Below are 21,851 nucleotides of genomic sequence, written 5' to 3'. Positions count from 1 at the left end.
AGATCGAAACGCGCCATGATCACCTCCCGCTGATTGCAGGAAGGGAATCACAACCGATGCCAAATGGGAATCCCGTTTATGGGTATGTGACCTAGGGCAATTCCAGCAGCGAGATTTCGTCGGAAATTGCGAAAGACGCCCTGGCTTCAGGCTGACTTGGTGCCGCCACGCCTGAGGTGCTCGTCGAGCCGCGGCATGATCTCGACGAAATTGCACGGCATGTGGCGGTAATCGAGCTGCGCCTTGAGAATGCCGTCCCAGGCGTCGCGGCACGCCCCTGGCGACCCCGGCAGCACGAAGACGAAGGTGGCGTTGAGCACGCCACCGGTGGCACGCGACTGGATCGTCGACGTGCCGATCTTGTCGTAGGAAATGCGGTGGAACACCTCCGAGAAGCCGTCCATGCGCTTTTCGAAGATCGGCTCCAGCGCGTCCGGCGTGACGTCGCGGCCGGTGAAGCCGGTACCGCCGGTGGTGATGATCACGTCGATTTCGGCATCGAGCGACCAGGCGGTGACGATGTCGCGGATCTTGTCCTTGTCGTCGGTGACGATGTCGCGCGCCTTGAGCACGTGCCCGGCTTCGGTGATGCGGTCGGCTAGCGTCTGGCCTGACTTGTCCTCGGCCAGCGTGCGGGTGTCGGAGACGGTCAGCACCGCGATGCGGACGGGAACGAAGGGGCGGGGCTCGCTGGCCATTGTGTTGGGCTCCTAGGTCCGGGTCGTTGTGGCGGCGCTGAACCAGCCGGGGCGCTCTGCGGAGATCGCCGTCGCCGCGTGCGCGGCGGCAGCATTGCTGTCGAAGATGCCGAAACAGGTGGCACCCGATCCCGACATGCGGGCGAAGGCGGCACCCGAATTGCGAAGGGTGGTCAGCACCGCGACAATCGAGGGTTCGATCGACATTGCTGCAGGCTCGAGGTCGTTGCGGCTGGTTGCCAGCCAGTCGAGCACGGTATCGGCGCTGTCGAGCGGCGCGAGCGGGGGATTTTCACGTGAGGCCAGCGCCCGGAAGACGCTCGGTGTCGCCACCGCGATGCCGGGATTGACCAGCACCATCGGTAGCGAAGGAAAATGCCTGACCGGGGCGAGCTGCTCGCCGATGCCGCGGGCGATCAGCGGATGCCCTGCCAGGCACATCGGCAGGTCGGCGCCAAGCGGCAAGGCGAGGCGGGCAAGGGTTGCGGCATCGGCCGGCAGGCGCCAAAGGCGGCTCAGGGCGCGCAACGCGGCAGCCGCGTCGCTCGAACCGCCGCCGATGCCCGAGGCGACCGGCAGGTTCTTTTCGAGCGCTATGGCGACCGGCTGGGTGGTGTGATGGGGAAAGGCAGCGCGCAGCGCGTCCCGGGCCTTGAGCACGAGGTTGCCGCCATCGACCGGCACATCGGCGGCAAAGCGGCCGTTGACGACGAAACCGTCCTCTGTTGCCGCCGCAACGGTGATGCGGTCGCCAAGCTCGGCAAAGACGACAAGGCTTTCGAGCAGATGATAGCCGTCATCGCGCCGGCCGGTGACATGCAGCGCCAGATTGATCTTGGCCGGGGCGAGTTCGGCGAGCGGAACGCTGTTGAAGGTCACGGGCGGGGCGTCAGTCTTTCTCGAGCCGGTACTCGCCGGTTTCGGGATCCTTGACCAGTGTCCCGTTGGCGCCGGTCTGGCGCTGCTTCTCGTTGCGCCGCACCTTGGCAGTCACCCGTTCGGCCTCCTTGATGAAGGAGCGGTAGCCGATATAGGCGACCACGCCGACAAGCGCGAAAAAGATGAGCTGCGGCATTTCATTCTCCTCCCTTCGGTGCCGTTTCCGGCCGGCCGGGGCTGTCCCCACATGATAATCCGCCGTTTCGGCTTTTTCAAAGGCCGAACCGGCTCCACAATGCGCGTTCTTCCGCCGCATCCACCAGGCCGGTGGCAACCGCACCGGCTGCTTCAGGCGTGAAGCCGAGGGATGAGCCGAGGCCGAGCCTGCGGCCGAACAGGCCGCGCGGTGCTGTGATCAGCTTAAGCTCGGCCTTGGGGCCATAGCGGTCCTTGAGCACGGTGCGCATGTCGCCGAGCGCGTCGACGAGGCCGAGTTCGAGGCCCTTCTTGCCCGACCAGAACAGGCCGGTAAACAGGTCCGGGTCGTCCTTGAGCTTGCCGCGGCGACGCTCCTTGACCATCTCGATGAAGGTCTCGTGCACTTCGAGCTGCAGCTTCTTCAGCCGCTCGACGTCTTCGGCCTTTTCCGGCTGGAACGGATCGAGCGTCGCCTTGTTGGCGCCGGCGGTGTAGACGCGGCGCTCGACGCCGATCTTCTTGATCAGGTCGGTGAAGCCGAACGAGGCCGATACCACGCCGATCGAGCCGACGATGGAGGACGGGTCGGCGAAGATCTCGTCGCCGGCAATGGCGATCATGTAGCCGCCCGATGCGGCGACGTCCTCGACGAAGACCAGCACCTTCTTGTTCTTCTCGGCGGCAAGGTCGCGGATGCGCTTGAAGATCAGGCGCGACTGTACCGGCGAACCGCCCGGCGAATTGATCGAGATGGCAACGGCGGGCGCGCTGGAAATCGAGAAGGCCTTTTCGATCAGCCCGGCTGTGCTTGCCAGTGAAAGCGTCGGCCGGAACTGGCTGCCGCCCGACATGATCGCGCCTTGCAGCCTGATGACGGGGATGACGATCTCGCCGCCTCGCATAGATCTCGGCAGCAGGCGGCGGAACAGGTTCTTCACGTAATCTCTCCGGTCTCTGGTCATGCGGATGTATGTATTCCCGCGACAACCGCAATGCTTCGGCCCAGTTCTGGCGCCGAAAAGCTTCAATCGCCGAAAAGCGACGCGCGGCCGTTGCTTATGTCGTCGGCGCGTTGCGAGAAGCTGTCGTCGGGATCGCGCAGGACCAGCGGCGGGCAGAGCGTCAACGGCGCCCGCGAGGCGCGAACCGCCCGCACGATGATACGGATCGCGGCCGCGTCGGCGCGCGGATGCACCGGTACGATCTCGGCCTTGCCGAAGCGGCCCTCGAGGGCCGTAAGGATCGCTGCGAGCTGCTCCGGCCGGACGATGATGGCGAGGCCGCCGCGCGGCTTGACCATGGCGGCAGCACTCCGGAGCCAGCTTTCGAACAGCCCGTCCTCCATGACATGCGCCTGCCGCTTCAGCGCGTCCGGTGTCGGCCGGTGATGTGCAGGATTGAAGGGCGGGTTCATGATGACGAAGTCGAGCGAGGCGTCGGCAAGGCCTGCCTCGGTGCGTGCCTTGCCGGAAAGGCCGACATCGGCGACGAGCACCGACGCGCGCTCGCGCAGCGAGGCGTTGCCGGGATAAGCGAGCGTCGCCTCGGCGAAGCGCGCCATCTCCGTGGTGAGCTCGACAAGTTGTACCTTGGCCTGCCTGCAGCGCGACGCAACCGCAAGGCCGGCAGCACCCGCACCTGCGCCGAAATCGGCAAGCCGGCCGGCGAACGTGCTCGGCACGGCGGCTGCCAGCATCAAGGCGTCCATGCCGGCGCGGTGGCCGCTGTCGCTGGGCTGCACCAGCCAGAAGTCGCCGCGATGGAATGCGTCCACCGTATGCGGTGGCAAGTCCAGATGTTTTGCGGGTGGCGGTTCGGCTGTCACTTCCGGCGAATTTCGTGCTCGATGCCGGCGTCGGCAAGAAGCTGCCGTGCTTCGTCGGCGTCGTCGGCATCGATCATGATCCGGCGCGGCAGGATGCCGATCGAACCGTCGAGCACGCTCATGTTCTCGTCGGCGGTGAAGCTGCCGATGCCGGCGTCGCGCAGCAGTGCCTCGACGAAGGAGATGATGACGGCGTCATTGGTGCGGATGAGTTCGATCATCTCAGGAAATTCGCAGTTTGGAGCGGCGAAGTAAACGCTGCCTGTTGCACCGCGCCAATTCGCCACTTGCGGGCACGGTGCATGCCGCCCTAGAATCGCCTAAGAGCTACGCGCGCGACCACGCGCCTGTGTAATTTGGGAGTGTTGGCCTTGGGTGTCGTTCTCAACATCGAGAAGGGAAAGCGGGACGCTGCGTCGATCAAGGACCTGATCGACCTGACGTCCGCCGACATGGGGCGGGTCAACGAGCTGATCCTGTCCAAGGCCGGCTCCGACGTCGAGATGATCCCCGAGGTGGCCAACCATCTGATCTCCTCCGGCGGCAAGCGCCTGCGCCCGATGCTGACGCTCGCTGCGGCGCAGATGTTCGGCTACGCCGGCGAAAACCACGTCAGGCTCGCGACCTCCGTCGAGTTCATGCACACGGCGACGCTGCTGCATGACGACGTCGTCGACGAAAGCGACCTGCGCCGCGGCAAGAAGACGGCGCGCACCATCTGGGGCAACCAGGCGAGCGTGCTCGTCGGCGACTTCCTGCTCGGCCAGGCCTTCCGCATGATGGTCGAGGTCGGTTCGCTGGAAGCGCTCGACATCCTGTCCTCCGCTGCCTCGATCATCGCCGAGGGCGAGGTGATGCAGCTGGCCGCCGCCAAGAACCTCGACACCACCGAGGACGAACATTTCGCCGTCATCAAGGCAAAGACCGCTGCCCTGTTCTCGGCCGCCGCCGAAGTCGGTCCGGTCATTGCCGGCGCGTCGAAGAACGACAAGGCAGCACTGCGCTCATACGGCATGAATCTCGGCCTTGCCTTCCAGCTCATCGACGATGCGCTCGACTATGGCGGGTCGAGCAAGGACCTCGGCAAGAATGTCGGCGACGACTTCCGCGAGGGCAAGGTCACGCTGCCGGTGATCCTGAGCTATCGCCGCGGCACCACTGCCGAACGCGCCTTCTGGAAGAGCGCGATCGAGGAGGGCAAGACTGACGATGCGGCGCTGGAGAAGGCCGTCGGCCTGATGGTGCGCCACGGCGCCATCGCCGACACGATCGGCCGCGCCAGCCATTTCGGCGAGATCGCCCGCGATGCGCTGGCCCCGCTGGAGCAGACGCCGCAGAAGTCGGCCCTCATCGACGTCATCGATTTCTGCATAAGCCGCGTCGTTTGAGGCAGGCTTCCACCTGCCGTTGGTTCAACATTGTGAATTCGTTGAGCCGCCTGTCGTATTGTGAAGCCGGTGCGGATTGAAGCGTGACCCCAAAAAGGCCATGCTTGGCGCCGACAAGCGGTTGCGACCCGGCCACCGGCTGGACGACCGTAGGACCTTGGTAGGAAGGATTTTCATGCGGCAGCGACGCGCGATCTGGCTGTTGGGCCTTGCGGCTCTGGCGGGCTTTACTGCCCTGACCCAGCCTGGATATGCCAAACAGCTCACCGAACCGGTCGAGATCAGTTCGTTTTCCGGCGCCTATCTCGCGGCCCGCACCGCCGAGGCCGACGACGACCTGGACAGCGCAATTGCTTATTACAAGCGCGCTTTGGCCTTCGATCCCGAAGATGCCGCCCTGCAGCAGAGCCTGATGCTGGCGCTGATCGCGCAAGGCCGCTTCGATGAATCGCTGCCTTATGCCGAGATGCTGAAGACAGTTCCCGACGTGGAGCGTTTCTCGCGCCTGGCGCTTGCCGTCGATACCTTCCGCAAGAAGGATTACGAGGGCGCGGAGAAGTGGCTCAAGCTGGCGCTCGAATCCGACCTCGACCGGTTGATCACAGGCGTCATGACCGCCTGGGCCAAGCAGGGCGAGGGCAAGGCCGGCGACGGGCTGCAGTTCCTCGACAAGCTCGAAGGCCCGGAATGGTACGAGCTGTTCAAGACCTACCACCGCGCTTTGATCGCCGAGACCGCCGGCCAGAAGGACAAGGCGGACGAGATCTATCGCGCCACCATCGACAATCTCGGCGCCGGCAGTGCGGCACCGGAGACCTGGATGCGCGCCGCCGAATCCTATGCCGGTTTCCTGGCCCGCACCGGCAAGAAGACCGAGGCGCTGGCCATCCTCGACCGCGCCGACGAGTTTGCCCCCGGCAAGCTGCCGATCGCTTCCTTGCGCGAAAAAATCACCAAGGGCGAGAAGATCGGCCCGCTGGTCGCCAACCCGCAGGATGGTGCTGCCGAAATCCTGCTCAACCTGTCGACGGCGCTGAACCGTGGCGGCGGCGAACCCTTCGTCCGGCTCTATCTGCAGTATGCGCTTGCGCTGAAGCCGGAGAGCGACGAGCTGCTGGTGCAGCTCGCAGCCATTGCCGAGCAGCAGCAGAATGGCGAAGAGGCGATCGCGCTTTACCGCCGCGTGCCCGCAGCCTCGCCGCTCAAGCGGCTGTCGGAATTGCAGCTCGGCCTCAACCTCGCCGATCTCAAGCGCCATGACGAGGCGATCAAGCATCTCAAGGCACTGGTCGACGCCAACCCCGACGACATGCGCGGCTATCTCGCGCTTGGCGGGGTCTATGCCTCGACCGACAATTACCGCGCCTCAGCCGATGTCTACGACAAGGCGGTCAGCGTGCTGAAGACGCCAACCAACACCAACTGGAACGTCTTCTACCAGCGCGGCATCGCCTATGAGCGGCTGAAGGAATGGCCCAAGGCAGAGCCGAATTTCCGTGAAGCGCTGAAGCTGTTCCCCAACCAGCCGCAGGTTCTGAACTATCTCGGCTATTCCTGGGTCGACATGAACATGAATCTCGAGGAAGGCCTCGGGATGATCAAGCAGGCCGCCGACCTGCGCCCGAGCGACGGCTACATCATCGATTCGCTGGGCTGGGCCTACTACCGACTTGGCAAGTTCGAGGACGCGGTGCGCGAGCTCGAGCGCGCGGTGTCGCTGAAGCCGGACGATCCGGTGCTCAACGACCATCTCGGCGACGCCTACTGGCGTGTCGGGCGCAAGCTCGAAGCGACATTCCAGTGGAGCCATGCCCGCGACATGAAGCCGGAGCCGAAGATCCTGGCCGATGTCGAGCAGAAGCTCGCCAAGGGCCTGCCGGACCTGCCGGAGAAGCCGACGGCGCTGGAAGCCCCTGCCAAGCCGATCTCGGTCAAGCCGGCAGCCCCTGCCCAGGACAGCCAGAAGAAGAGCGAACTGGAAACGCCTGCAGTCGAACCGGCGGCCCAGGTGATCCCAGCCGCCTACAAGGTGCAGCGTGGGCAATCGCTGTGGTCGATCGCCAATGACGTGCTCGGCAATGGTGACCGCTATCGCGAGATCCTCGATCTCAATCCGCAGCTGCGCGGCGATCCCGCGCGGCTGGCACCGGGCCAGGAGCTTCAGCTGCCGGGCAAGTGAGCCGATTGCGCGGCGGTCGTCTTTGCACCGCAGCTTGACCCTAACAATCGGGCGGAATAGGACGGGGCCTTCTGTGGCCCCGTTTTCTTGCGGGGCGCGCGCCAATGATCGAGCTTTGCCCGTGACCGACCAGATGCCTGCCCACATGCACCCCAGCCGCTCGTTCCAGGGCCTGATCCTGACGCTGCACAATTACTGGGCCGAACACGGTTGCATCATCCTGCAGCCCTACGACATGGAAGTGGGCGCGGGCACGTTCCACCCGGCAACGACGTTGCGTGCGCTTGGACCCAAGCGCTGGAACGCAGCCTATGTCCAGCCTTCGCGCCGCCCCAAGGACGGCCGCTACGGCGAGAACCCGAACCGGCTGCAGCACTATTACCAGTACCAGGTCATCCTGAAGCCGAACCCGTCCAACCTTCAGGAGCTCTACCTCGGCTCGCTCAAGGCGATCGGCATCGATCCGCTTGTCCATGACATCCGCTTCGTCGAGGACGACTGGGAAAGCCCGACGCTGGGCGCCTGGGGCCTCGGCTGGGAATGCTGGTGCGACGGCATGGAAGTGTCGCAGTTCACCTATTTCCAGCAGGTCTGCGGCATCGAATGCGCGCCCGTCGCCGGCGAGTTGACCTATGGTCTCGAACGGCTTGCGATGTATGTGCAGGGCGTCGACAATGTCTACGACCTGAACTTCAACGGCCTCGAAGGCGACGACAAGGTCACCTATGGCGACGTCTTCCTGCAGGCCGAGCAGGAATATTCCAGGCACAATTTCGAGCATGCCAACACCGCGATGCTGCTCAAGCATTTCGAGGATGCCGAAGCCGAATGCAGGTCGCTGCTCGCTGCCGGCGCGCCGGCCGATGGCGGCAATCTGGCCCAGCACAGGATGGTTTTCCCGGCCTATGACCAGTGCATCAAGGCGAGCCACGTCTTCAACCTGCTCGACGCGCGCGGCGTGATCTCGGTTACCGAACGCCAGAGCTACATCCTGCGCGTCCGCAACCTGTCCAAGGCCTGCGGCGAGGCTTTCCTGCTGACCGAAGCCGGCGGCCTGGCGGCTTGACGGCTTTACCTTCCCTTGTCGGGGAGGTCGCCGTGAAGTGGCCATCAGGCAGCAGCGAGTTCCAGCCCCTCCGGAAGGCGGGGTTGCAGCGTTTCGCCATTGATCGTCTGCAACGCCTTGCGCACGCCGGGCATCCGGAATTCGGCCGGGGCCGCCACATGCATGGCGAGCAGGGCGCTGAGGCTGAAGATCTGGAGCAGGGCAGAGGCGGTTTTCATTGTCGTTCGGCCAATAGGTGTCTGTCTGAGCGTGGGTCGCTCCAGCGCAGCATCCGGTTCATGGAAATCTTCATCCCTAGGACGATTGTCCCGGCCACGGTCCGACAGCTCGACGGAATTTTGCCGATCGCGTTCGGGCCGATCGCGTTCGGGAAGTGACAGCGGGCGGCTGAGTTGCTATGCCGCGCGGACCATTTCCGCGTGAGCCCGTCCGATGCCCGATCTGCTTTTAGAGTTGCGTTCCGAAGAAATCCCCGCGCGTATGCAGCGCAAGGCGGCGGGTGACCTCAGGAAGATGCTGACCGACGGTCTTGTCGAGGCGGGTCTGACCTATGAGGCGGCACGCGAATACTGGACGCCGCGCCGTCTGACGCTCGACATCAGGGGGCTGACGGCCCGCTCCAAGGACATCCATGAAGACCGCAAGGGCCCGAGCACCAAGGCGCCGGAAGCGGCGATCCAGGGTTTTCTGCGCAGCGCCGGCCTGAGCTCGATATCCCAGGCGCATGTCCACAGCGATCCCAAGAAGGGCGATTTCTATGTAGCCCATATTTCCAAGCCCGGCCGCTCGGCGGAGGAGATCATCGCCGAGCTGGTGCCGGCGATCGTCAAGACCTTCCCCTGGCCCAAATCGATGCGCTGGGGCCCGGCCTCGGCCAAGCCGGGCAGCCTGCGCTGGGTGCGCCCGCTCCAGTCGATCGTCTGCACCTTCGGCCCCGAGACCGAGGAGCCGGTGGTCGTCGACTTCGAGGTTGACGGCATCCGTTCCGGCAACGTCACCTTTGGTCATCGATTCCATGCGCCCGAGGCAATCACCGTGCGCCGCTTCGACGACTACGCCGCCAAGCTCGAGGCCGCCAAGGTCGTCATCGACGCCGAGCGCCGCAAGGAGATGATCTCCGCCGATGCGCGCAACCTCGCCTTCGCCAATGGCCTCGAACTCGTCGAGGATGAAGGGCTGCTGGAAGAGGTTTCCGGCCTCGTCGAATGGCCTGTTGTGCTGATGGGCACTTTCGAGGACACGTTCCTCGAGATCCCGGCCGAAGTCATCCGGCTGACCATCCGCGCCAACCAGAAATGCTTCGTCACGCGGCCGCAGGGCAGCGAGGACGCGCTTTCCAACCACTTCATCCTGACCTCGAACATCGAGGCCAAGGATGGCGGCAAGGAGATCGCGCATGGCAACGGCAAGGTGGTGCGCGCCCGCCTTTCGGACGCGCTCTATTTCTGGAAGACGGACCAGGGCGACCTGCCCGATCTCGATACGCTGAAGCAGTCGGCCGAAGCCTTCGGCCTCGATATCCACAAGCCGCTCGACCAGCGCATGGCCCGCCTTGACCATCTTGGCGTGACCTTTCATGCCAAGCTCGGCACGCAAGGGCAGCGCGTCCAGCGCATCCGCGGGCTCGCCCGTGAGATCGCGCCGCTTGTCGGTGCCGAGCCGAAGCTGGCCGACCGCGCCGCAGTGCTCGCCAAAGCAGACCTTCAGACCGAGGTCGTCGGCGAGTTCCCCGAACTGCAAGGCGCCATGGGCCGCAAATATGCGCTGCTGCAGGGCGAAAGCCCGTCGGTGGCAGCGGCGATCGAGGAGCACTACAAGCCGCAGGGTCCCTCCGACCGCGTGCCCGCCGACCCGGTTTCGGTTTCGGTGGCGCTGGCCGACAAGCTCGACACGCTCGTCGGCTTCTGGACCATCGACGAAAAGCCGACGGGGTCGAAGGACCCCTATGCGCTGCGTCGTGCCGCACTCGGCATCGTCAGGATCATCCTGTCGGCGCGGGGCAAGCTGCCGCTGCAGGCATTGTTCGATGCGGCGCTGCGTCAGCTCGATGAGAGCTCCATCGCCAAGAAGCTCGCCGCGTTCGAGGCAAAGCAGGACGCGATCGACAGCGGCGATGTCGACGGCGAACAGGATGTCGACAATGCGCTGGCTGCCTATGAGGCGGAGCTGCGCAGGGAAACGATCGACCGTGCCGCGCCGCTCAAGGCCGACCTGATCGCCTTCTTCCATGACCGTCTCAAGGTCTATCTGCGCGAGCTTGGCGCCCGCCACGATCTTATCGACGCCGTCATCACGCCGGAGGCCGACGACCTGTTGACCATCACCCGGCGTGTCGAAGCGCTGGGTCACTTCGTCGACAGCGAGGATGGCAAGAACCTGCTCGCCGGCACTAAGCGCGCCGCCAACATCCTGGCCGCCGAAGAGAAGAAGGGGACCGCGGTTGCCGACGCCGTCGACCCGGCTCTCTTCCGCGAAGAGGCGGAAAAGGCGTTGTTCGCGCCGATGAATCAGGCTGTCAGCGAAGCTGCCCAGGCGATTCGGAACGAAGACTTTTCCGGCGCCATGCGCGCCCTCAGCGTGTTGCGTGAACCCGTCGATTCATTCTTCGAGAAAGTTCTCGTCAACGACGACGACGTTGCCGTGCGTGCCAACCGCCTGGCGCTGCTCGCGCGCATCCGTGCGGCGACCGACCAGGTCGCCGATTTCTCAAAGATCGCGGGATAGGCTGGGGCGGCGCGAGCCGCCCTTTCCATTCAGTCGAGCAGGCGAACCTTGACGCTCTGGCGATAGACCTGGACCTCGATCAGCGGCTCGCCGTGAAGGATGGCGCTGCGCGTCGAGTTGTTCATCGCGCCAGGCTTGTTCAACAGCTGCTCGAAGCGCGCACGCTTGGCATTGCTGGTGAACCAGTCGTCGAGGTCGTCTTCCTCGTCGGTCTGGATGTGCCGATGCACATTGGCGCGGTCCTGCCGCACGACCTGGGCGGCGCTGTCGAGCGCGTAGCCGTCGCTGGCCTGATGGTCCTTCTCGGAGATCCGCGCGACATAGGTGCCGAGCAGCTGATCGGCCTGTGCCACGCCTGTGCCGGAAAGCAGCATGGCCAGGAGCCCCGCTGCGATGCTGCGACCTGCCTTCATGGATCAACCCCTTGCCCAGATTGCCGATATGTTGCCGCGACGGTGCACAACGACGGCGTGACGGTCAAGCCGGCCTATTCGGTTTTGACATGGGCTGGCGCTGGGTCGATCGGGGTTCCGTCGGGCGCAACAGGCAAGGGCGACTGGTCGCCGGTCGCGGCCTGCTGGGCGGGCACGGCTTCCGCGGCAACGGGTGCGCCAGCCGACGTATCAGGCGACGCTGAACCAACCTCGCCGCCGCGGATGACCATCAGCTCAGGCCCCATCTTATGGTTGGTGCTTGTCGGTTCGGCTTCGATCGCCGCGACCTTGCCGGCGTCGACCTGGGCAGCGCCGAGCGCGACGATCGACCTGCTGGCCGATTTCGGGGCGTCGACGCTGACCGATGACGGGCTGGCCGCACTGGCTTCGACGATGACGATCGAAGATGCGTGAGCCGTACCGGACGCGGCGATGCCGGCAACAAGAAACGCAGCACAAAGGCGCATTTGACCCTCGGAGTTGAACCAACTTCAAGGAGCAATGTAGCAGCAGGGCGGTTGCAACCCGATTTCGAAGATGCGGTGCATTTTAGGCAATGCCGGAAATCTTGGCGGTGGCGCACTTGTCGCATGGGGCGGCGCGGAGTAGGGACCGGGCATGCAACAGGAAGCTGAGACGTGGCGGAACTGATCGCAGCCGACAAGGCGATGGACGCGGCACTTGCGCTGCTCGGCGCCGGCGAGGTGGTGGCCATACCAACCGAGACCGTCTATGGCCTGGCAGGTGACGCGACCAATGGCGAGGCCGTCGCCCGCATCTTCGAGGCCAAGGGCCGGCCGCGCTTCAACCCCTTGATCGCCCACGTTGCCGACATGGCCATGGCCGAGCGCATCGGCGTGTTCGACCCGCTGTCGCGCAAGCTGGCGGAACAATTCTGGCCCGGACCTCTCACGCTGGTGGTTCCGCTGCGTCCCGGTTCGGGCATCCATCCGCTGGTGACAGCAGGGCTCGAGACCATTGCGCTGCGTATGCCCAAGGGGTTCGGCGGCACGTTGATATCACGGCTCGGCCGGCCGCTGGCGGCCCCCAGCGCCAACAGCTCGGGCAAGATCAGCTCGACCAGCGGCGAGGCGGTGGCCAGCGATCTCGGGGCGCGTATCCCGCTCGTCGTCGACGGCGGTTCGACGCCGGTCGGGCTGGAATCGACGATCGTCAAGGTCGAGGACGGCCGCGTGCGGCTGCTGCGCCCCGGCGGCGTTCCGGCAGGTGACATCGAAGAGGTGGCCGGTGCGCCGCTGCTGCGCGGCGTGACCGCCGGCATCGAAGCGCCCGGCATGCTTGCCTCGCACTACGCGCCGGGTGCTGCGATGCGGCTCAATGCCGACGCTGTCGCGGCAGGCGAGGCGCTGCTGGGTTTTGGCCCGCGCCGTGCCGATGGCTGGCAACAGGCCCGCGCCTTCCTCAATCTGTCCGAGACAGGCGACCTGCGCGAAGCGGCGACAAATCTCTTTGCGCATCTCCAGGCGCTCGACCGCAGCGGCGCCGAGCTGATCGCCGTCGAGCCGATACCGTTCGACGAACTCGGCGAGGCGATCAACGACAGGCTGGCGCGCGCCGCTGCCCCTCGTGACAATCCTCACGTCTGAACTTAGCTTTCGTCATATGACCCAGAATCTTCCCGGCCTCGATCCCGCGCTTGCCGAGCGCTTCGCTGCCATCGTCGGCCTGCGTTATGCGGTGCGCGCGGAAGGCGACATCGAACCTTATGTGCATGAGCCGCGCGGCCTGTTCACGGGTGCCAGCTCGCTGGTGCTACGCCCGGCAAATGTCGAGGAGGTGAGCGCTATCATGAGGCTCGCCACCGAAACGGGGACGCCGATCGTGCCGCAGGGCGGCAATACCGGCCTCGTCGGCGGCCAGGTGCCGGATCGTTCGGGCGGCCAGATCGTGCTGTCGCTGTCGCGCCTCAACCGCATCCGCGAGATTGATCCGGTCTCCAACACCGTCATTGCCGAGGCCGGCGTCGTGCTCGACGTGCTGCACAAGGCAGCCGACGAGGTCGACCGGCTCTATCCCCTGTCGCTGGCGTCGCAAGGGTCCTGCCAGATCGGCGGCAATCTGTCGTCCAATGCCGGCGGCACCGGCGTGGTGGCCTATGGCAATGCGCGCGAGCTGTGCCTTGGCGTCGAGGTGGTGCTGCCGACCGGCGAGGTGCTCGACGACCTGCGCAAGCTGAAGAAGGACAACACCGGCTACGACCTCAAGAACCTGTTCGTCGGCGCCGAAGGCACGCTCGGGGTCATTACGGCGGCGGTGCTGAAGCTCTATCCCAAGCCCAAGGGTCGCGAAGTCGCCTGGGTCGGGCTGGCGTCGCCAGAGGCAGCGCTCGCCTTGTTCGACCGCGCCCAGGACATGGCCGGCGGCGCGCTGACGGCGTTCGAGCTGATCGGCCACCGGCCGATGGAATTTGCCATGCGCCACATTCCCGATGCGCGGCCGCCGCTGCAAGGCGACTGGCCCTGGCAGGTGCTGATGGAAATCTCCTCGGGCCGCTCGGCCGAGGACGCGCGCGCGCTGATCGAGGACATCCTCTCGGCCGGCTTCGAGGCCGAGCAGGTCGGCGATGCGGCGATTGCCGCAAGCGTTGCCCATGCCAACGAGTTCTGGCGCCTGCGCGAGATGCTGCCGGAAACGCAGAAGGTGGAAGGCGCGTCGATCAAGCACGACATCTCTGTGCCGATCGCCAGTATCCCCGCCTTCATCGCACAAGGTGCTGTCGCTGTTGCCAGCGTCTGCCCGGAGGCGCGCGTTGTCTGCTTCGGCCACATGGGCGACGGCAATCTGCACTACAACGTCTCGCAGCCGGTCGGCATGGCAGCCGACGCGTTCCTGGCGCTCTACCGCGACATGAACAAGGCGGTGCACGACGTCGTACGCGCCATGAACGGCTCGATCTCGGCCGAACATGGCATCGGCCAGCTCAAGCGCGATGAGCTCATTGCCACGGCGCCGCCGATCGCCATCGAGCTGATGCGCCGCGTCAAGGCGGCGTTCGATCCCGCCGGCATCATGAACCCCGGCAAGACGATTTGAACGTCTCTGGTGGTATTCCGATAACCATCGCCGAGATCAGCAAAATTTAACCCAATTTCTTAAGCGGGGCGGTAAGGTCACCCCGCTAGTGTCCTTCCTAACGAGACCGGGAAAACTGGTCCGGAGAGACCGGAAACCGGCTCTCAGGAGATAACAGGAAGGCACACCATGAACACCGGACTGAAGCCAGTCTGGGCGGGACGCAACATGCGCCTCGACCCGTTCCGCTTGCCGCAGATGGTCAGCTACGCGACGCGTGACGACCTTGGCGACGTCACCTTCACCATCGATCACCGCGGCGCGGTGATCCGCCGCCTGCTGGCGCTCAGCGGGCTGCCGGCGACGATTGCGCTGCCGGCGCGCGCGTTCCGCGGCGTTGCGGCCCGTGCGATGGAAGACGAGGACCTGAACGTCACGGTGACGCTGGAACTGCTGCACAACGATCCGATGCTGTCTGTGCCGCTTCTGGTCGCCGACGATCTCGACGACGTTGCCGCCGACTGGCGCGCCTGGGCCGACTATTACAGCCTGCCCATGCTGCTGATCGAGGCGGACGGCGTTGCCCGCACGCTCGAGGAGTCGCTCGGCGCGGCGATCAAGACCCTGCCGGCGCAGGACCGACGCAAGGGGCGCGTCTCCAGGATGCGCAGGCCGCGTTTCCTCGCCCGCCGCAAGTCGGGCGCGCTCGGTGTCCGCCTCGTCATCGACGGCGAAGAGATCATCGCCCGGGCGTGACGCAGAGATCTAGATCAGCGGCTTCAGCGCCACCCAGGCGCCGCCGCAGATCAGGCCGATGAAGATGATCCAACCGATCTGGCCGTTCGACCTGAACAGCCTGAGGCACTGGTCGGGATTGTCGATGTCGAGCACGACGATCTGCCTGATCATGTGTGCGCCGGCGGCGACAAGACCGGCGAGTGCCGGCATCGGCACCTGGGCGATGGCAAAGGCCGTCGCAAACAGCAGCAACGCCCCGGCATAAAGCCCGAACAGCCATGACTTGGTGTTTTCGCCGAAGAAGCGTGCGGTCGATTTCACGCCGACAAGCGCGTCGTCTTCCTTGTCCTGGTGCGCATAGATCGTGTCATAGCCGATCACCCACATGATCGAACCGAAATAGAGCAGCACGGCCGGGCCGTCTATGTCGCCGAATTCGGCTGCCCAGCCCATCAGCGCGCCCCAGGAAAAGGCGAGGCCAAGCACGAATTGCGGCCAGTTGGTGATGCGCTTCATGAACGGGTAGATTGCAACGATCGCCAGCGACGAGATGCCGAGCAGAATGGTGAAGCTGTTGAACTGCAACAGCACGACCAGTCCGACAAGCGCCTGCAGCACCAGGAACACCCAAGCCTGGCGGCGGCTGACCTGGCCCGAGGGCAGGGGGCGCGAACGCGTGCGCTCGACCTGGGCGTCGATGCCTTCGTCGACGATGTCGTTGTAGGTGCAGCCGGCGCCGCGCATCGCCACCGCTCCGATGAGGAACAGCACCAGGAACGAAGGCGAAGGCAGCAGCGACATCAGGCTGTCACCCGGCCGCGCATAAGCGCTCGCCGCCATCGCCGCCGACCACCAGCATGGCCACAGAAGCAGCACCCAGCCGATCGGCCGGTCCCAGCGCGCGAGCTGGGCGTAAGGCCACAGCCCACGTGGCAAGGCACGGTAGACCCAGTGACCGCTGGGAGCATCGGCGACCCGGCCCTGGCCGGCTTTTGATTGGATCTGTTCCATGTCATGGGAGTGCCAGCGGCGTGGGCAGGCGTCAAGCCGACGATTTGTCCGTGTTTGGCAGCGCTGCAGCTTGACCTCGTCCCTCCCGGCCACTAGCGGGTGCATCACGTCAAGCATCGGCAAGAGGTCAAGCGCATGAACATCCTGCTCATCGGTTCCGGCGGCCGCGAACACGCACTGGCCTGGAAGCTTGCGGCCTCGCCGATGCTGACCAGGCTTTATGCCGCGCCGGGCAATCCCGGCATCGCCCGGGAAGCCGAACTGGTGGCGCTCGATATTGCCGACCACGCCGCCGTCGCAGCCTTCTGCAAGGACAAGGCGATCGACCTCGTCGTCGTCGGCCCCGAGGGCCCGCTGGTCGCCGGCATCGGCGACGATCTGCGCGCCGCCGGCATTCGTGTCTTCGGTCCCTCGAAGGCTGCCGCACAGCTCGAGGGGTCGAAGGGCTTCACCAAGGATCTTTGTGCCCGCTACGGCATTCCGACAGCTGCCTATGGCCGTTTCGACAATGCCGGCGACGCCCGTGCCTATGTCGAGAAGACGGGCGCGCCGATCGTCATCAAGGCCGACGGCCTCGCCGCCGGCAAGGGCGTGACGGTGGCGATGACGCTGGACGAGGCGCTGGAAGCCGTCGACGCCTGTTTCGAAGGTGCCTTCGGCGGTGCCGGCGCATCTGTCGTGGTGGAAGAATTCATGACCGGCGAGGAGGCGAGCTTCTTCTGCCTGTGCGATGGCAAGACGGCGCTGCCCTTCGGCACGGCGCAGGATCACAAGCGTGTCGGCGACGGTGATGTCGGACCGAACACCGGCGGCATGGGCGCCTATTCGCCGGCGCCCGTCATGACGCCCGAACTGATCGAACAGACCATGCGCGAAATCATCGAGCCGACGATGCGCGGCATGGCTGAAATGGGTGCGTCGTTCTCGGGCGTGCTGTTTGCCGGCCTGATGCTGACCGACCAGGGTCCGAAGCTGATCGAATACAACACCCGCTTCGGCGACCCCGAATGCCAGGTGCTGATGATGCGCCTGAAGGAAGACCTTCTCGTGCTGCTCAACGCCGCCGCCGACGGCCAGCTGTCGCATGTCTCGGCGCGCTGGCGCGACGAGGCGGCGCTGACGGTGGTGATGGCGGCCAGGGGGTATCCGGGCACGCCGGAAAAGGGTTCGGTCATATCAGGCATCGACAGGGCGGAGGCCGCCGGCGCGCAGGTCTTCCACGCCGGCACCGCCGTCAGCGACGGCAAGATCGTCGCCAATGGCGGCCGCGTGCTGAACGTCACCGCCACGGGCAGCGATGTCAGCGAAGCGCAGCAGAAGGCCTATGCGGCTGTCGACGGGCTCGACTGGCCGGAAGGGTTCTGCCGCCGCGACATTGGCTGGCGTGCGGTCGAGCGCGAACAGCAGAAATAGTCGGCTGGACGCGGGGGCGACCGACTAGCGCTCGGCGCGGTCGCTCTCGGTCGAAGCGGTGGCGACCGGATCGAGCCTTGCGGCGTTCTGGCTGGCCACACGCACCACTTCGTCGCGCCTCAGTGCTGCGAATTCCGCCATGCCGTTGATGTAGCGGCTGGGTGCCGGTCTGAACGCCGGAAGTGCGCCGAGCACGGCCTTGTCCCAGCTCGAGCGCAGCGTCTCGGCAAGCAGGTCGAGACGCACCGGATAGGCGACCGAGGCATAGGTGATGCGGCTTTCGCCCTTCAGCCCCTCATCCCTGGCGATCGGCAGCGGCACATTGAGCATGAAGTCGTCTGTCGTTTCGACAAGCTGGCCGAACGGCCAGACCTGGCGCAGGCCTTCGGCGTCCATTGGTGCGACGTTCACATCTATGTCGTTGGGCGTGCCGGCGACGCGGTAGGGGCAGCGGCGTTCTCCGCAATTGGCCTGGGCCGAGAACTGCCACAGCGAATAGCGCTGCCAGTTGCCCTTCGGGAAATGGATGCCGATCTCGGGCTTGTAACGCGCATACCAGAGCGGCAGCCGCGACAGCAGCCGGTAGCGATAGCGGTTGTCGGCGATGTATCTGGAGGTCGTGCCGTTGGTGTAGAGGATCGGATAGCGGCCGGTGCGCAGGAAGATATGGCGCACGAACAACTCGGCGTCCTCGAGCGACATCCATTTGGTTGGGTCGTTTTCCTCGATGTCGATCGCCATCAGATCGTCGGGGCCGGGTTCGGCGAAATCGAGGAAGTTCTCGGCCTGCTCGATCGGGTTGCCGGGACGGGCAAGGTGGTAGGCACCCCATTTCAGCCCGAGCGCCTTGGCGACGACCTTGCGCGTGTGGAACAGCTCGCGGGCAACCGCATGTCGTTTCCACAGCGCCTTGCACAGCCTGTAGGCGGTTTCGTCGCCGGAGCAGGAATAGGCCGGGGGCAGTCCGTCGGAGGCCTTGTTGATGAAGCCGACGATGCGCTTGTCGCCCGACAGCTTCTGCCAGTCGATGGAATTGTATTCGTAGGCGTCGATGACCAGCGCCCGGTCGGACTTCTTCCATGGTTCGGAGAAGTCGGAGGCCGCAGCCGGCGCGGGGATGTGGTTTACCCAAGCGGCGGTCAGCGCTGCGAGCGCGAGGCGATGAAATCTAGACGCCAGTCCCCTCAAAAGGCGATCCTCGGTGATCGATATCAGATCGTGGACCGCCATGGTTAAGGAAATGCTGATGCGGCTCCACCGCCTGCAGGTTGAAAGCAAGCGCTTTTGGGGCCGATTGAGGCGTTATTCGAACGGATCGGGGGCGGGCTTGGTCGGCAGCGTGCCTTCGGCCGCGCGCTTGCGGTGATGGGCAAGCGAGCATTTCGGCGAGCACAGTATGCCGCGATCGGTCCAGTAGGCGGCGCCGTCTTCGATCTTGCCGCCGTGATACCAGAAGCCCTCGGAACGGTAGGGCAGGCCGCATTCGATGCAGCTGAAGGTGTCGGGCCGGGCGAGCATGGCGTCCTCGATGATTTTTGCCGGTTCTACCAAGCCGCACGCCTTGGCGCAAAGTGTGATGAAATTTGACGTTTACGTAAAAAGTCACTTCCCCTCGGCTCGGGAAGGCGGCTAGTGTGGAGGCCAAGCGGTGGTGAGGCCGCAAGCAGATCGTCAGGTGCAGGAGGAAGCATCATGTACCGCGCCCCGGTGGAAGAGATAGCGTTCGCGCTGAAGCATGTTGCCGGCCTCAAGGCCGCCATGGATGCCGGCACTTTCGGCGACCTTGGCGAGGATCTGGTCGACGCCATCCTTGGCGAGGCCGGGCGTTTCGCCAGCGAGGAGGTCGCGCCGCTCTACAAGGTCGGCGACCGCACCGGCGCCAAGCTCCGCGATGGGGCCGTCACCATGCCGCCGGGCTGGAAGGAGCTTTACAGGCACTGGACCGAAGGCGGCTGGAACAGCCTGAACGGCCCCGAGGAATATGGCGGGCAGGGCCTGCCGACGATGATGGGCGTGGCGACGCTCGAAATGTGGAACTCGGCTTCGATGGCTTTCGGCATCGGACCGACGCTGTCGATGGGCGCGGTCGAGGCGCTGGAAAAGCACGCATCGGAGGACCTGAAGTCGGCCTATCTGGCAAAGCTCGTCTCCGGCGAGTGGATGGGCACGATGAACCTGACCGAACCGCAGGCCGGTTCCGATCTGGCCGCCTTGCGCACCCGCGCCGAACGGTCGGGCGACGGCACCTATCGCATCTACGGCCAGAAGATCTTCATCACCTATGGCGAGCACGACTTCACCGACAATATCGTCCATCTGGTGCTAGCGCGGTTGCCCGATGCGCCGGCCGGCACACGCGGCATCTCGCTGTTTCTGGTGCCGAAATTCCTGCTCAACGAAGACGGTACGCCAGGTGCGCGCAACGACGTGTTCTGCTCTGGTATCGAGGAGAAGCTCGGCATCCACGCCTCTCCGACCTGCACGATGATCTATGGCGACGGCTTCGCCAAGGGCCGCGAACCGGGCGCTGTCGGCTGGCTGATCGGCGAGGAAAACCGCGGGCTCGCCTGCATGTTCACGATGATGAACAATGCCCGCCTGCTGGTCGGCATTCAGGGCGTGGCGGTTGCCGAGACGGCGTTCCAGAAGGCGCTCGCCTATGCCAATGAACGCCGCCAGGGCAAGGCGTCGTCCTACTCGGGCGAAGGCATGGCGCCGATCGTCCATCACCCCGACGTGCAGCGCAATCTTCTGACGATGAAGGCGCTGACCCAGGCCGCACGCGCCATCGCCTATTCCTGCGCCCATGCCATCGACATGGCGCGGGTGTCGGCCGGCGCCGACAAGGCGCATTGGCAGGACCGTGCCAATCTGCTGACGCCGCTGGCGAAAGCATTCTCCACCGATGTCGGCGTCGACGTTGCTTCGCTTGGCGTGCAGATCCACGGCGGCATGGGTTTCATCGAGGAAACGGGTGCGTCAGCTCTTTTGCGCGATGCCCGCATCGCCCCGATCTATGAGGGCACCAACGGCATCCAGGCGATCGACCTCGTCACCCGCAAGCTGCCGCTCGGCAATGGCGAGCATGTCTTCGGCTATGTCGGCGAACTCGATGGCATAGCCATTGCCGTCGCTGCGATGAACAGCGAGGCCTATGGCCGCACGGCGCTCATTCTCGAGCAGGCGCTCGACGACCTCCAGAGCGTCACGCGTCATCTGCAGAAGCAGCTTGGCGACGGCCGAACGGACGATGCGTTGGCCGGGGCCACGCCTTATCTCCGGCTGTTCTCCTTGGTTGCCGGTGGCGCTTATCTGGCGCGCGCCGCACTCGCCGACGGAGACGAGCGGCGCATCTCGCTGTGCCGGTTCTTTGCCGAAAACCTGCTTGGCGAGACCGCAGCACTCAAGGACCGTATCACCGGCGGCACGTCAAGCCTTGCCGCCGCCGCCAAAGCGCTGATCTCGGCGTAGCTTCTGGGACGAGGACCGACGTGACCGACCACATTCTCATCGAACGGCAGGGCGCCGTGCAGATCATCCGGATGAACCGTCCGGACAAGAAGAACGCCATCACCCGCGCGATGTATGCCGAGATGGCGGCGGCACTCGTCGCCGGCGACAAAGATCCGGCCGTGCGCTGCCACGTCTTCCTGGGCGTGCCGGGCGCGTTTTCGTCGGGCAATGACCTCGCCGACTTCATGGCGATCGCCACGGGCGGTGAGGGCGGCGGCGAGGTGTGGGAGTTCCTGCTCGCTTTGGCCGGCACCGAAAAGCCTGTCGTCTCGGGCGTCGACGGCATTGCGGTGGGCATCGGCACGACGATCAACCTGCATTGCGACCTGACCTTCGCCACGCCGCGTACGATGTTCCGCACGCCCTTCGTCGATCTCGGGCTGGTGCCCGAGGCAGGCTCGAGCCTGATCGCGCCGCAGTTGCTCGGCCTGCAGGGTGCCTTTGCCCTGCTCGGTCTGGGCGAGGGCTTCCCGGCCGAACGCGCGCTCGCTGCCGGGCTGATCTACAAGGTCGTGGCGGAAGACGAGCTCGAAGCAGCGACATTGGCAGCTGCCGGTGAAATCGCGGCCAAGCCGCCCGAGGCGCTCAAGATCGCACGCGACCTGATGCGCGGCGACCGGACCAAACTCGTCGAGCGCATCAAGGAAGAGGGCGCGCATTTCCGCGCCCGGCTGAAGTCGGACGAGGCGCGTGCCGCACTCGTCGCCTTCATGACGCGCAAGAAGGGCTGACCCCTTACCCGTCAGGGTCGG

At 65.2% G+C, this 21,851-nt stretch carries 22 protein-coding genes; 10 read left to right on the top strand and 12 right to left on the bottom strand.

The window, feature by feature from the left end; all coding sequences use genetic code 11:
- Nucleotides 1-146 precede the first annotated feature (146 nt).
- The 6 genes from moaB to HNQ95_RS22755 all read right to left on the bottom strand — a co-directional run bounded on the left by moaB (nucleotide 147) and on the right by HNQ95_RS22755 (nucleotide 3,821).
- Entirely contained in the window at nucleotides 147-698 is a 552-nt protein-coding gene (gene moaB / locus HNQ95_RS22780; RefSeq protein ID WP_182575239.1) for a molybdenum cofactor biosynthesis protein B, read from the bottom strand.
- A 12-nt stretch (nucleotides 699-710) separates the two neighbouring features.
- Complete coding sequence (locus tag HNQ95_RS22775) at nucleotides 711-1,577, bottom strand: 4-(cytidine 5'-diphospho)-2-C-methyl-D-erythritol kinase (RefSeq protein ID WP_182575240.1); 867 nt, start codon at nucleotides 1,575-1,577, stop codon at nucleotides 711-713.
- 10 nt (nucleotides 1,578-1,587) lie between these two features.
- Nucleotides 1,588-1,773: an NfeD family protein gene (locus HNQ95_RS22770; RefSeq protein WP_067964658.1), complete on the bottom strand. Its 186-nt coding sequence runs from the start codon at nucleotides 1,771-1,773 to the stop codon at nucleotides 1,588-1,590.
- Between the two features lie 76 nt (nucleotides 1,774-1,849).
- Nucleotides 1,850-2,713, bottom strand: a complete 864-nt coding sequence (locus HNQ95_RS22765) for a S49 family peptidase (protein ID WP_182575241.1) — start codon at nucleotides 2,711-2,713, stop codon at nucleotides 1,850-1,852.
- Between the two features lie 86 nt (nucleotides 2,714-2,799).
- Complete coding sequence (locus HNQ95_RS22760) at nucleotides 2,800-3,570, bottom strand: tRNA1(Val) (adenine(37)-N6)-methyltransferase (protein ID WP_376769269.1); 771 nt, start codon at nucleotides 3,568-3,570, stop codon at nucleotides 2,800-2,802.
- 26 nt (nucleotides 3,571-3,596) lie between these two features.
- Nucleotides 3,597-3,821 carry a putative signal transducing protein gene (locus HNQ95_RS22755; protein WP_182575242.1) on the bottom strand — a complete coding sequence of 75 codons (225 nt, stop codon included), beginning with the start codon at nucleotides 3,819-3,821 and terminating at the stop codon, nucleotides 3,597-3,599.
- 150 nt (nucleotides 3,822-3,971) lie between these two features.
- Here HNQ95_RS22755 and HNQ95_RS22750 point away from each other — a divergent pair, with 150 nt between their 5' ends.
- From HNQ95_RS22750 to HNQ95_RS22740, 3 genes are all read left to right on the top strand, one after another.
- Nucleotides 3,972-4,988, top strand: coding sequence for a polyprenyl synthetase family protein (locus HNQ95_RS22750; RefSeq protein WP_154386784.1), 1,017 nt, complete (start codon nucleotides 3,972-3,974; stop codon nucleotides 4,986-4,988).
- Nucleotides 4,989-5,163: 175 nt separating this feature from the next.
- Nucleotides 5,164-7,167 carry a tetratricopeptide repeat protein gene (locus HNQ95_RS22745; protein ID WP_182575243.1) on the top strand — a complete coding sequence of 668 codons (2,004 nt, stop codon included), beginning with the start codon at nucleotides 5,164-5,166 and terminating at the stop codon, nucleotides 7,165-7,167.
- A 121-nt stretch (nucleotides 7,168-7,288) separates the two neighbouring features.
- Nucleotides 7,289-8,233: a glycine--tRNA ligase subunit alpha gene (locus HNQ95_RS22740; RefSeq protein WP_182575244.1), complete on the top strand. Its 945-nt coding sequence runs from the start codon at nucleotides 7,289-7,291 to the stop codon at nucleotides 8,231-8,233.
- A 44-nt stretch (nucleotides 8,234-8,277) separates the two neighbouring features.
- Here HNQ95_RS22740 and HNQ95_RS22735 read toward each other — a convergent pair whose 3' ends face one another.
- The gene (locus tag HNQ95_RS22735) at nucleotides 8,278-8,451 is read right to left on the bottom strand and encodes a hypothetical protein (RefSeq protein WP_154386783.1); all 174 of its coding nucleotides are present in this window, start codon (nucleotides 8,449-8,451) and stop codon (nucleotides 8,278-8,280) included.
- A gap of 214 nt (nucleotides 8,452-8,665) precedes the next feature.
- Between HNQ95_RS22735 and glyS the strand changes: the two genes are divergently transcribed.
- Nucleotides 8,666-10,957 (top strand): glycine--tRNA ligase subunit beta, encoded by a 2,292-nt coding sequence (gene glyS / locus HNQ95_RS22730; protein WP_182575245.1) that lies wholly within the window; start codon nucleotides 8,666-8,668, stop codon nucleotides 10,955-10,957.
- A gap of 29 nt (nucleotides 10,958-10,986) precedes the next feature.
- Here glyS and HNQ95_RS22725 read toward each other — a convergent pair whose 3' ends face one another.
- Together HNQ95_RS22725 and HNQ95_RS22720 are read right to left on the bottom strand one after the other, a co-directional pair.
- A complete protein-coding gene (locus HNQ95_RS22725) occupies nucleotides 10,987-11,370 on the bottom strand; it encodes a hypothetical protein (protein ID WP_182575246.1) in 384 nt (127 codons plus the stop codon).
- A gap of 74 nt (nucleotides 11,371-11,444) precedes the next feature.
- On the bottom strand, nucleotides 11,445-11,858 hold the full coding sequence (locus tag HNQ95_RS22720) for a hypothetical protein (RefSeq protein ID WP_067964640.1): 414 nt from the start codon (nucleotides 11,856-11,858) through the stop codon (nucleotides 11,445-11,447).
- A 201-nt stretch (nucleotides 11,859-12,059) separates the two neighbouring features.
- On the opposite strand from HNQ95_RS22720, the gene HNQ95_RS22715 reads away from it, so the two are divergent.
- From HNQ95_RS22715 to HNQ95_RS22705, 3 genes are all read left to right on the top strand, one after another.
- On the top strand, nucleotides 12,060-12,998 hold the full coding sequence (locus HNQ95_RS22715) for an L-threonylcarbamoyladenylate synthase (protein WP_182575287.1): 939 nt from the start codon (nucleotides 12,060-12,062) through the stop codon (nucleotides 12,996-12,998).
- Nucleotides 12,999-13,014: 16 nt separating this feature from the next.
- Complete coding sequence (locus HNQ95_RS22710) at nucleotides 13,015-14,445, top strand: FAD-binding oxidoreductase (protein WP_182575247.1); 1,431 nt, start codon at nucleotides 13,015-13,017, stop codon at nucleotides 14,443-14,445.
- A 168-nt stretch (nucleotides 14,446-14,613) separates the two neighbouring features.
- Nucleotides 14,614-15,180, top strand: a complete 567-nt coding sequence (locus HNQ95_RS22705; protein WP_067964634.1) for a DUF6101 family protein — start codon at nucleotides 14,614-14,616, stop codon at nucleotides 15,178-15,180.
- 9 nt (nucleotides 15,181-15,189) lie between these two features.
- Here the strand turns inward: HNQ95_RS22705 and ubiA are convergent, their stop codons facing one another.
- Entirely contained in the window at nucleotides 15,190-16,173 is a 984-nt protein-coding gene (gene ubiA, locus HNQ95_RS22700) for a 4-hydroxybenzoate octaprenyltransferase (protein WP_182575248.1), read from the bottom strand.
- A gap of 135 nt (nucleotides 16,174-16,308) precedes the next feature.
- Between ubiA and purD the strand changes: the two genes are divergently transcribed.
- Nucleotides 16,309-17,586: a phosphoribosylamine--glycine ligase gene (gene purD, locus HNQ95_RS22695; RefSeq protein ID WP_182575249.1), complete on the top strand. Its 1,278-nt coding sequence runs from the start codon at nucleotides 16,309-16,311 to the stop codon at nucleotides 17,584-17,586.
- Between the two features lie 24 nt (nucleotides 17,587-17,610).
- Here purD and HNQ95_RS22690 read toward each other — a convergent pair whose 3' ends face one another.
- Nucleotides 17,611-18,816, bottom strand: a complete 1,206-nt coding sequence (locus HNQ95_RS22690) for a glycoside hydrolase family 25 protein (protein ID WP_182575250.1) — start codon at nucleotides 18,814-18,816, stop codon at nucleotides 17,611-17,613.
- Nucleotides 18,817-18,888: 72 nt separating this feature from the next.
- Complete coding sequence (locus tag HNQ95_RS22685) at nucleotides 18,889-19,104, bottom strand: hypothetical protein (RefSeq protein ID WP_154386820.1); 216 nt, start codon at nucleotides 19,102-19,104, stop codon at nucleotides 18,889-18,891.
- Between the two features lie 174 nt (nucleotides 19,105-19,278).
- On the opposite strand from HNQ95_RS22685, the gene HNQ95_RS22680 reads away from it, so the two are divergent.
- A complete protein-coding gene (locus HNQ95_RS22680; RefSeq protein WP_182575251.1) occupies nucleotides 19,279-21,057 on the top strand; it encodes an acyl-CoA dehydrogenase family protein in 1,779 nt (592 codons plus the stop codon).
- Nucleotides 21,058-21,077: 20 nt separating this feature from the next.
- Nucleotides 21,078-21,830: a crotonase/enoyl-CoA hydratase family protein gene (locus HNQ95_RS22675; RefSeq protein WP_067964629.1), complete on the top strand. Its 753-nt coding sequence runs from the start codon at nucleotides 21,078-21,080 to the stop codon at nucleotides 21,828-21,830.
- Nucleotides 21,831-21,851 lie beyond the last annotated feature (21 nt).

This window comes from Aminobacter ciceronei, from assembly GCF_014138625.1.
GTDB classification, from domain to species: Bacteria; Pseudomonadota; Alphaproteobacteria; order Rhizobiales; family Rhizobiaceae; genus Aminobacter; species Aminobacter ciceronei.
This window is presented reverse-complemented; position numbering and strand designations above follow the sequence as displayed.

Excerpts from the sequence above, each read along its gene's own strand:
- moaB (WP_182575239.1), bottom strand. The coding sequence starts at position 698 with ATGGCCAGCGAGCCCCGCCCCTTCGTTCCCGTCCGCATCGCGGTGCTG.
- HNQ95_RS22770 (WP_067964658.1), bottom strand. The coding sequence starts at position 1,773 with ATGCCGCAGCTCATCTTTTTCGCGCTTGTCGGCGTGGTCGCCTATATC.
- HNQ95_RS22755 (WP_182575242.1), bottom strand. The coding sequence starts at position 3,821 with ATGATCGAACTCATCCGCACCAATGACGCCGTCATCATCTCCTTCGTC.
- HNQ95_RS22745 (WP_182575243.1), top strand. The coding sequence starts at position 5,164 with ATGCGGCAGCGACGCGCGATCTGGCTGTTGGGCCTTGCGGCTCTGGCG.
- HNQ95_RS22735 (WP_154386783.1), bottom strand. The coding sequence starts at position 8,451 with ATGAAAACCGCCTCTGCCCTGCTCCAGATCTTCAGCCTCAGCGCCCTG.
- glyS (WP_182575245.1), top strand. The coding sequence starts at position 8,666 with ATGCCCGATCTGCTTTTAGAGTTGCGTTCCGAAGAAATCCCCGCGCGT.
- HNQ95_RS22725 (WP_182575246.1), bottom strand. The coding sequence starts at position 11,370 with ATGAAGGCAGGTCGCAGCATCGCAGCGGGGCTCCTGGCCATGCTGCTT.
- HNQ95_RS22720 (WP_067964640.1), bottom strand. The coding sequence starts at position 11,858 with ATGCGCCTTTGTGCTGCGTTTCTTGTTGCCGGCATCGCCGCGTCCGGT.
- HNQ95_RS22715 (WP_182575287.1), top strand. The coding sequence starts at position 12,060 with ATGGACGCGGCACTTGCGCTGCTCGGCGCCGGCGAGGTGGTGGCCATA.
- HNQ95_RS22710 (WP_182575247.1), top strand. The coding sequence starts at position 13,015 with ATGACCCAGAATCTTCCCGGCCTCGATCCCGCGCTTGCCGAGCGCTTC.
- HNQ95_RS22705 (WP_067964634.1), top strand. The coding sequence starts at position 14,614 with ATGAACACCGGACTGAAGCCAGTCTGGGCGGGACGCAACATGCGCCTC.
- ubiA (WP_182575248.1), bottom strand. The coding sequence starts at position 16,173 with ATGGAACAGATCCAATCAAAAGCCGGCCAGGGCCGGGTCGCCGATGCT.
- purD (WP_182575249.1), top strand. The coding sequence starts at position 16,309 with ATGAACATCCTGCTCATCGGTTCCGGCGGCCGCGAACACGCACTGGCC.
- HNQ95_RS22690 (WP_182575250.1), bottom strand. The coding sequence starts at position 18,816 with ATGGCGGTCCACGATCTGATATCGATCACCGAGGATCGCCTTTTGAGG.
- HNQ95_RS22685 (WP_154386820.1), bottom strand. The coding sequence starts at position 19,104 with ATGCTCGCCCGGCCCGACACCTTCAGCTGCATCGAATGCGGCCTGCCC.
- HNQ95_RS22680 (WP_182575251.1), top strand. The coding sequence starts at position 19,279 with ATGTACCGCGCCCCGGTGGAAGAGATAGCGTTCGCGCTGAAGCATGTT.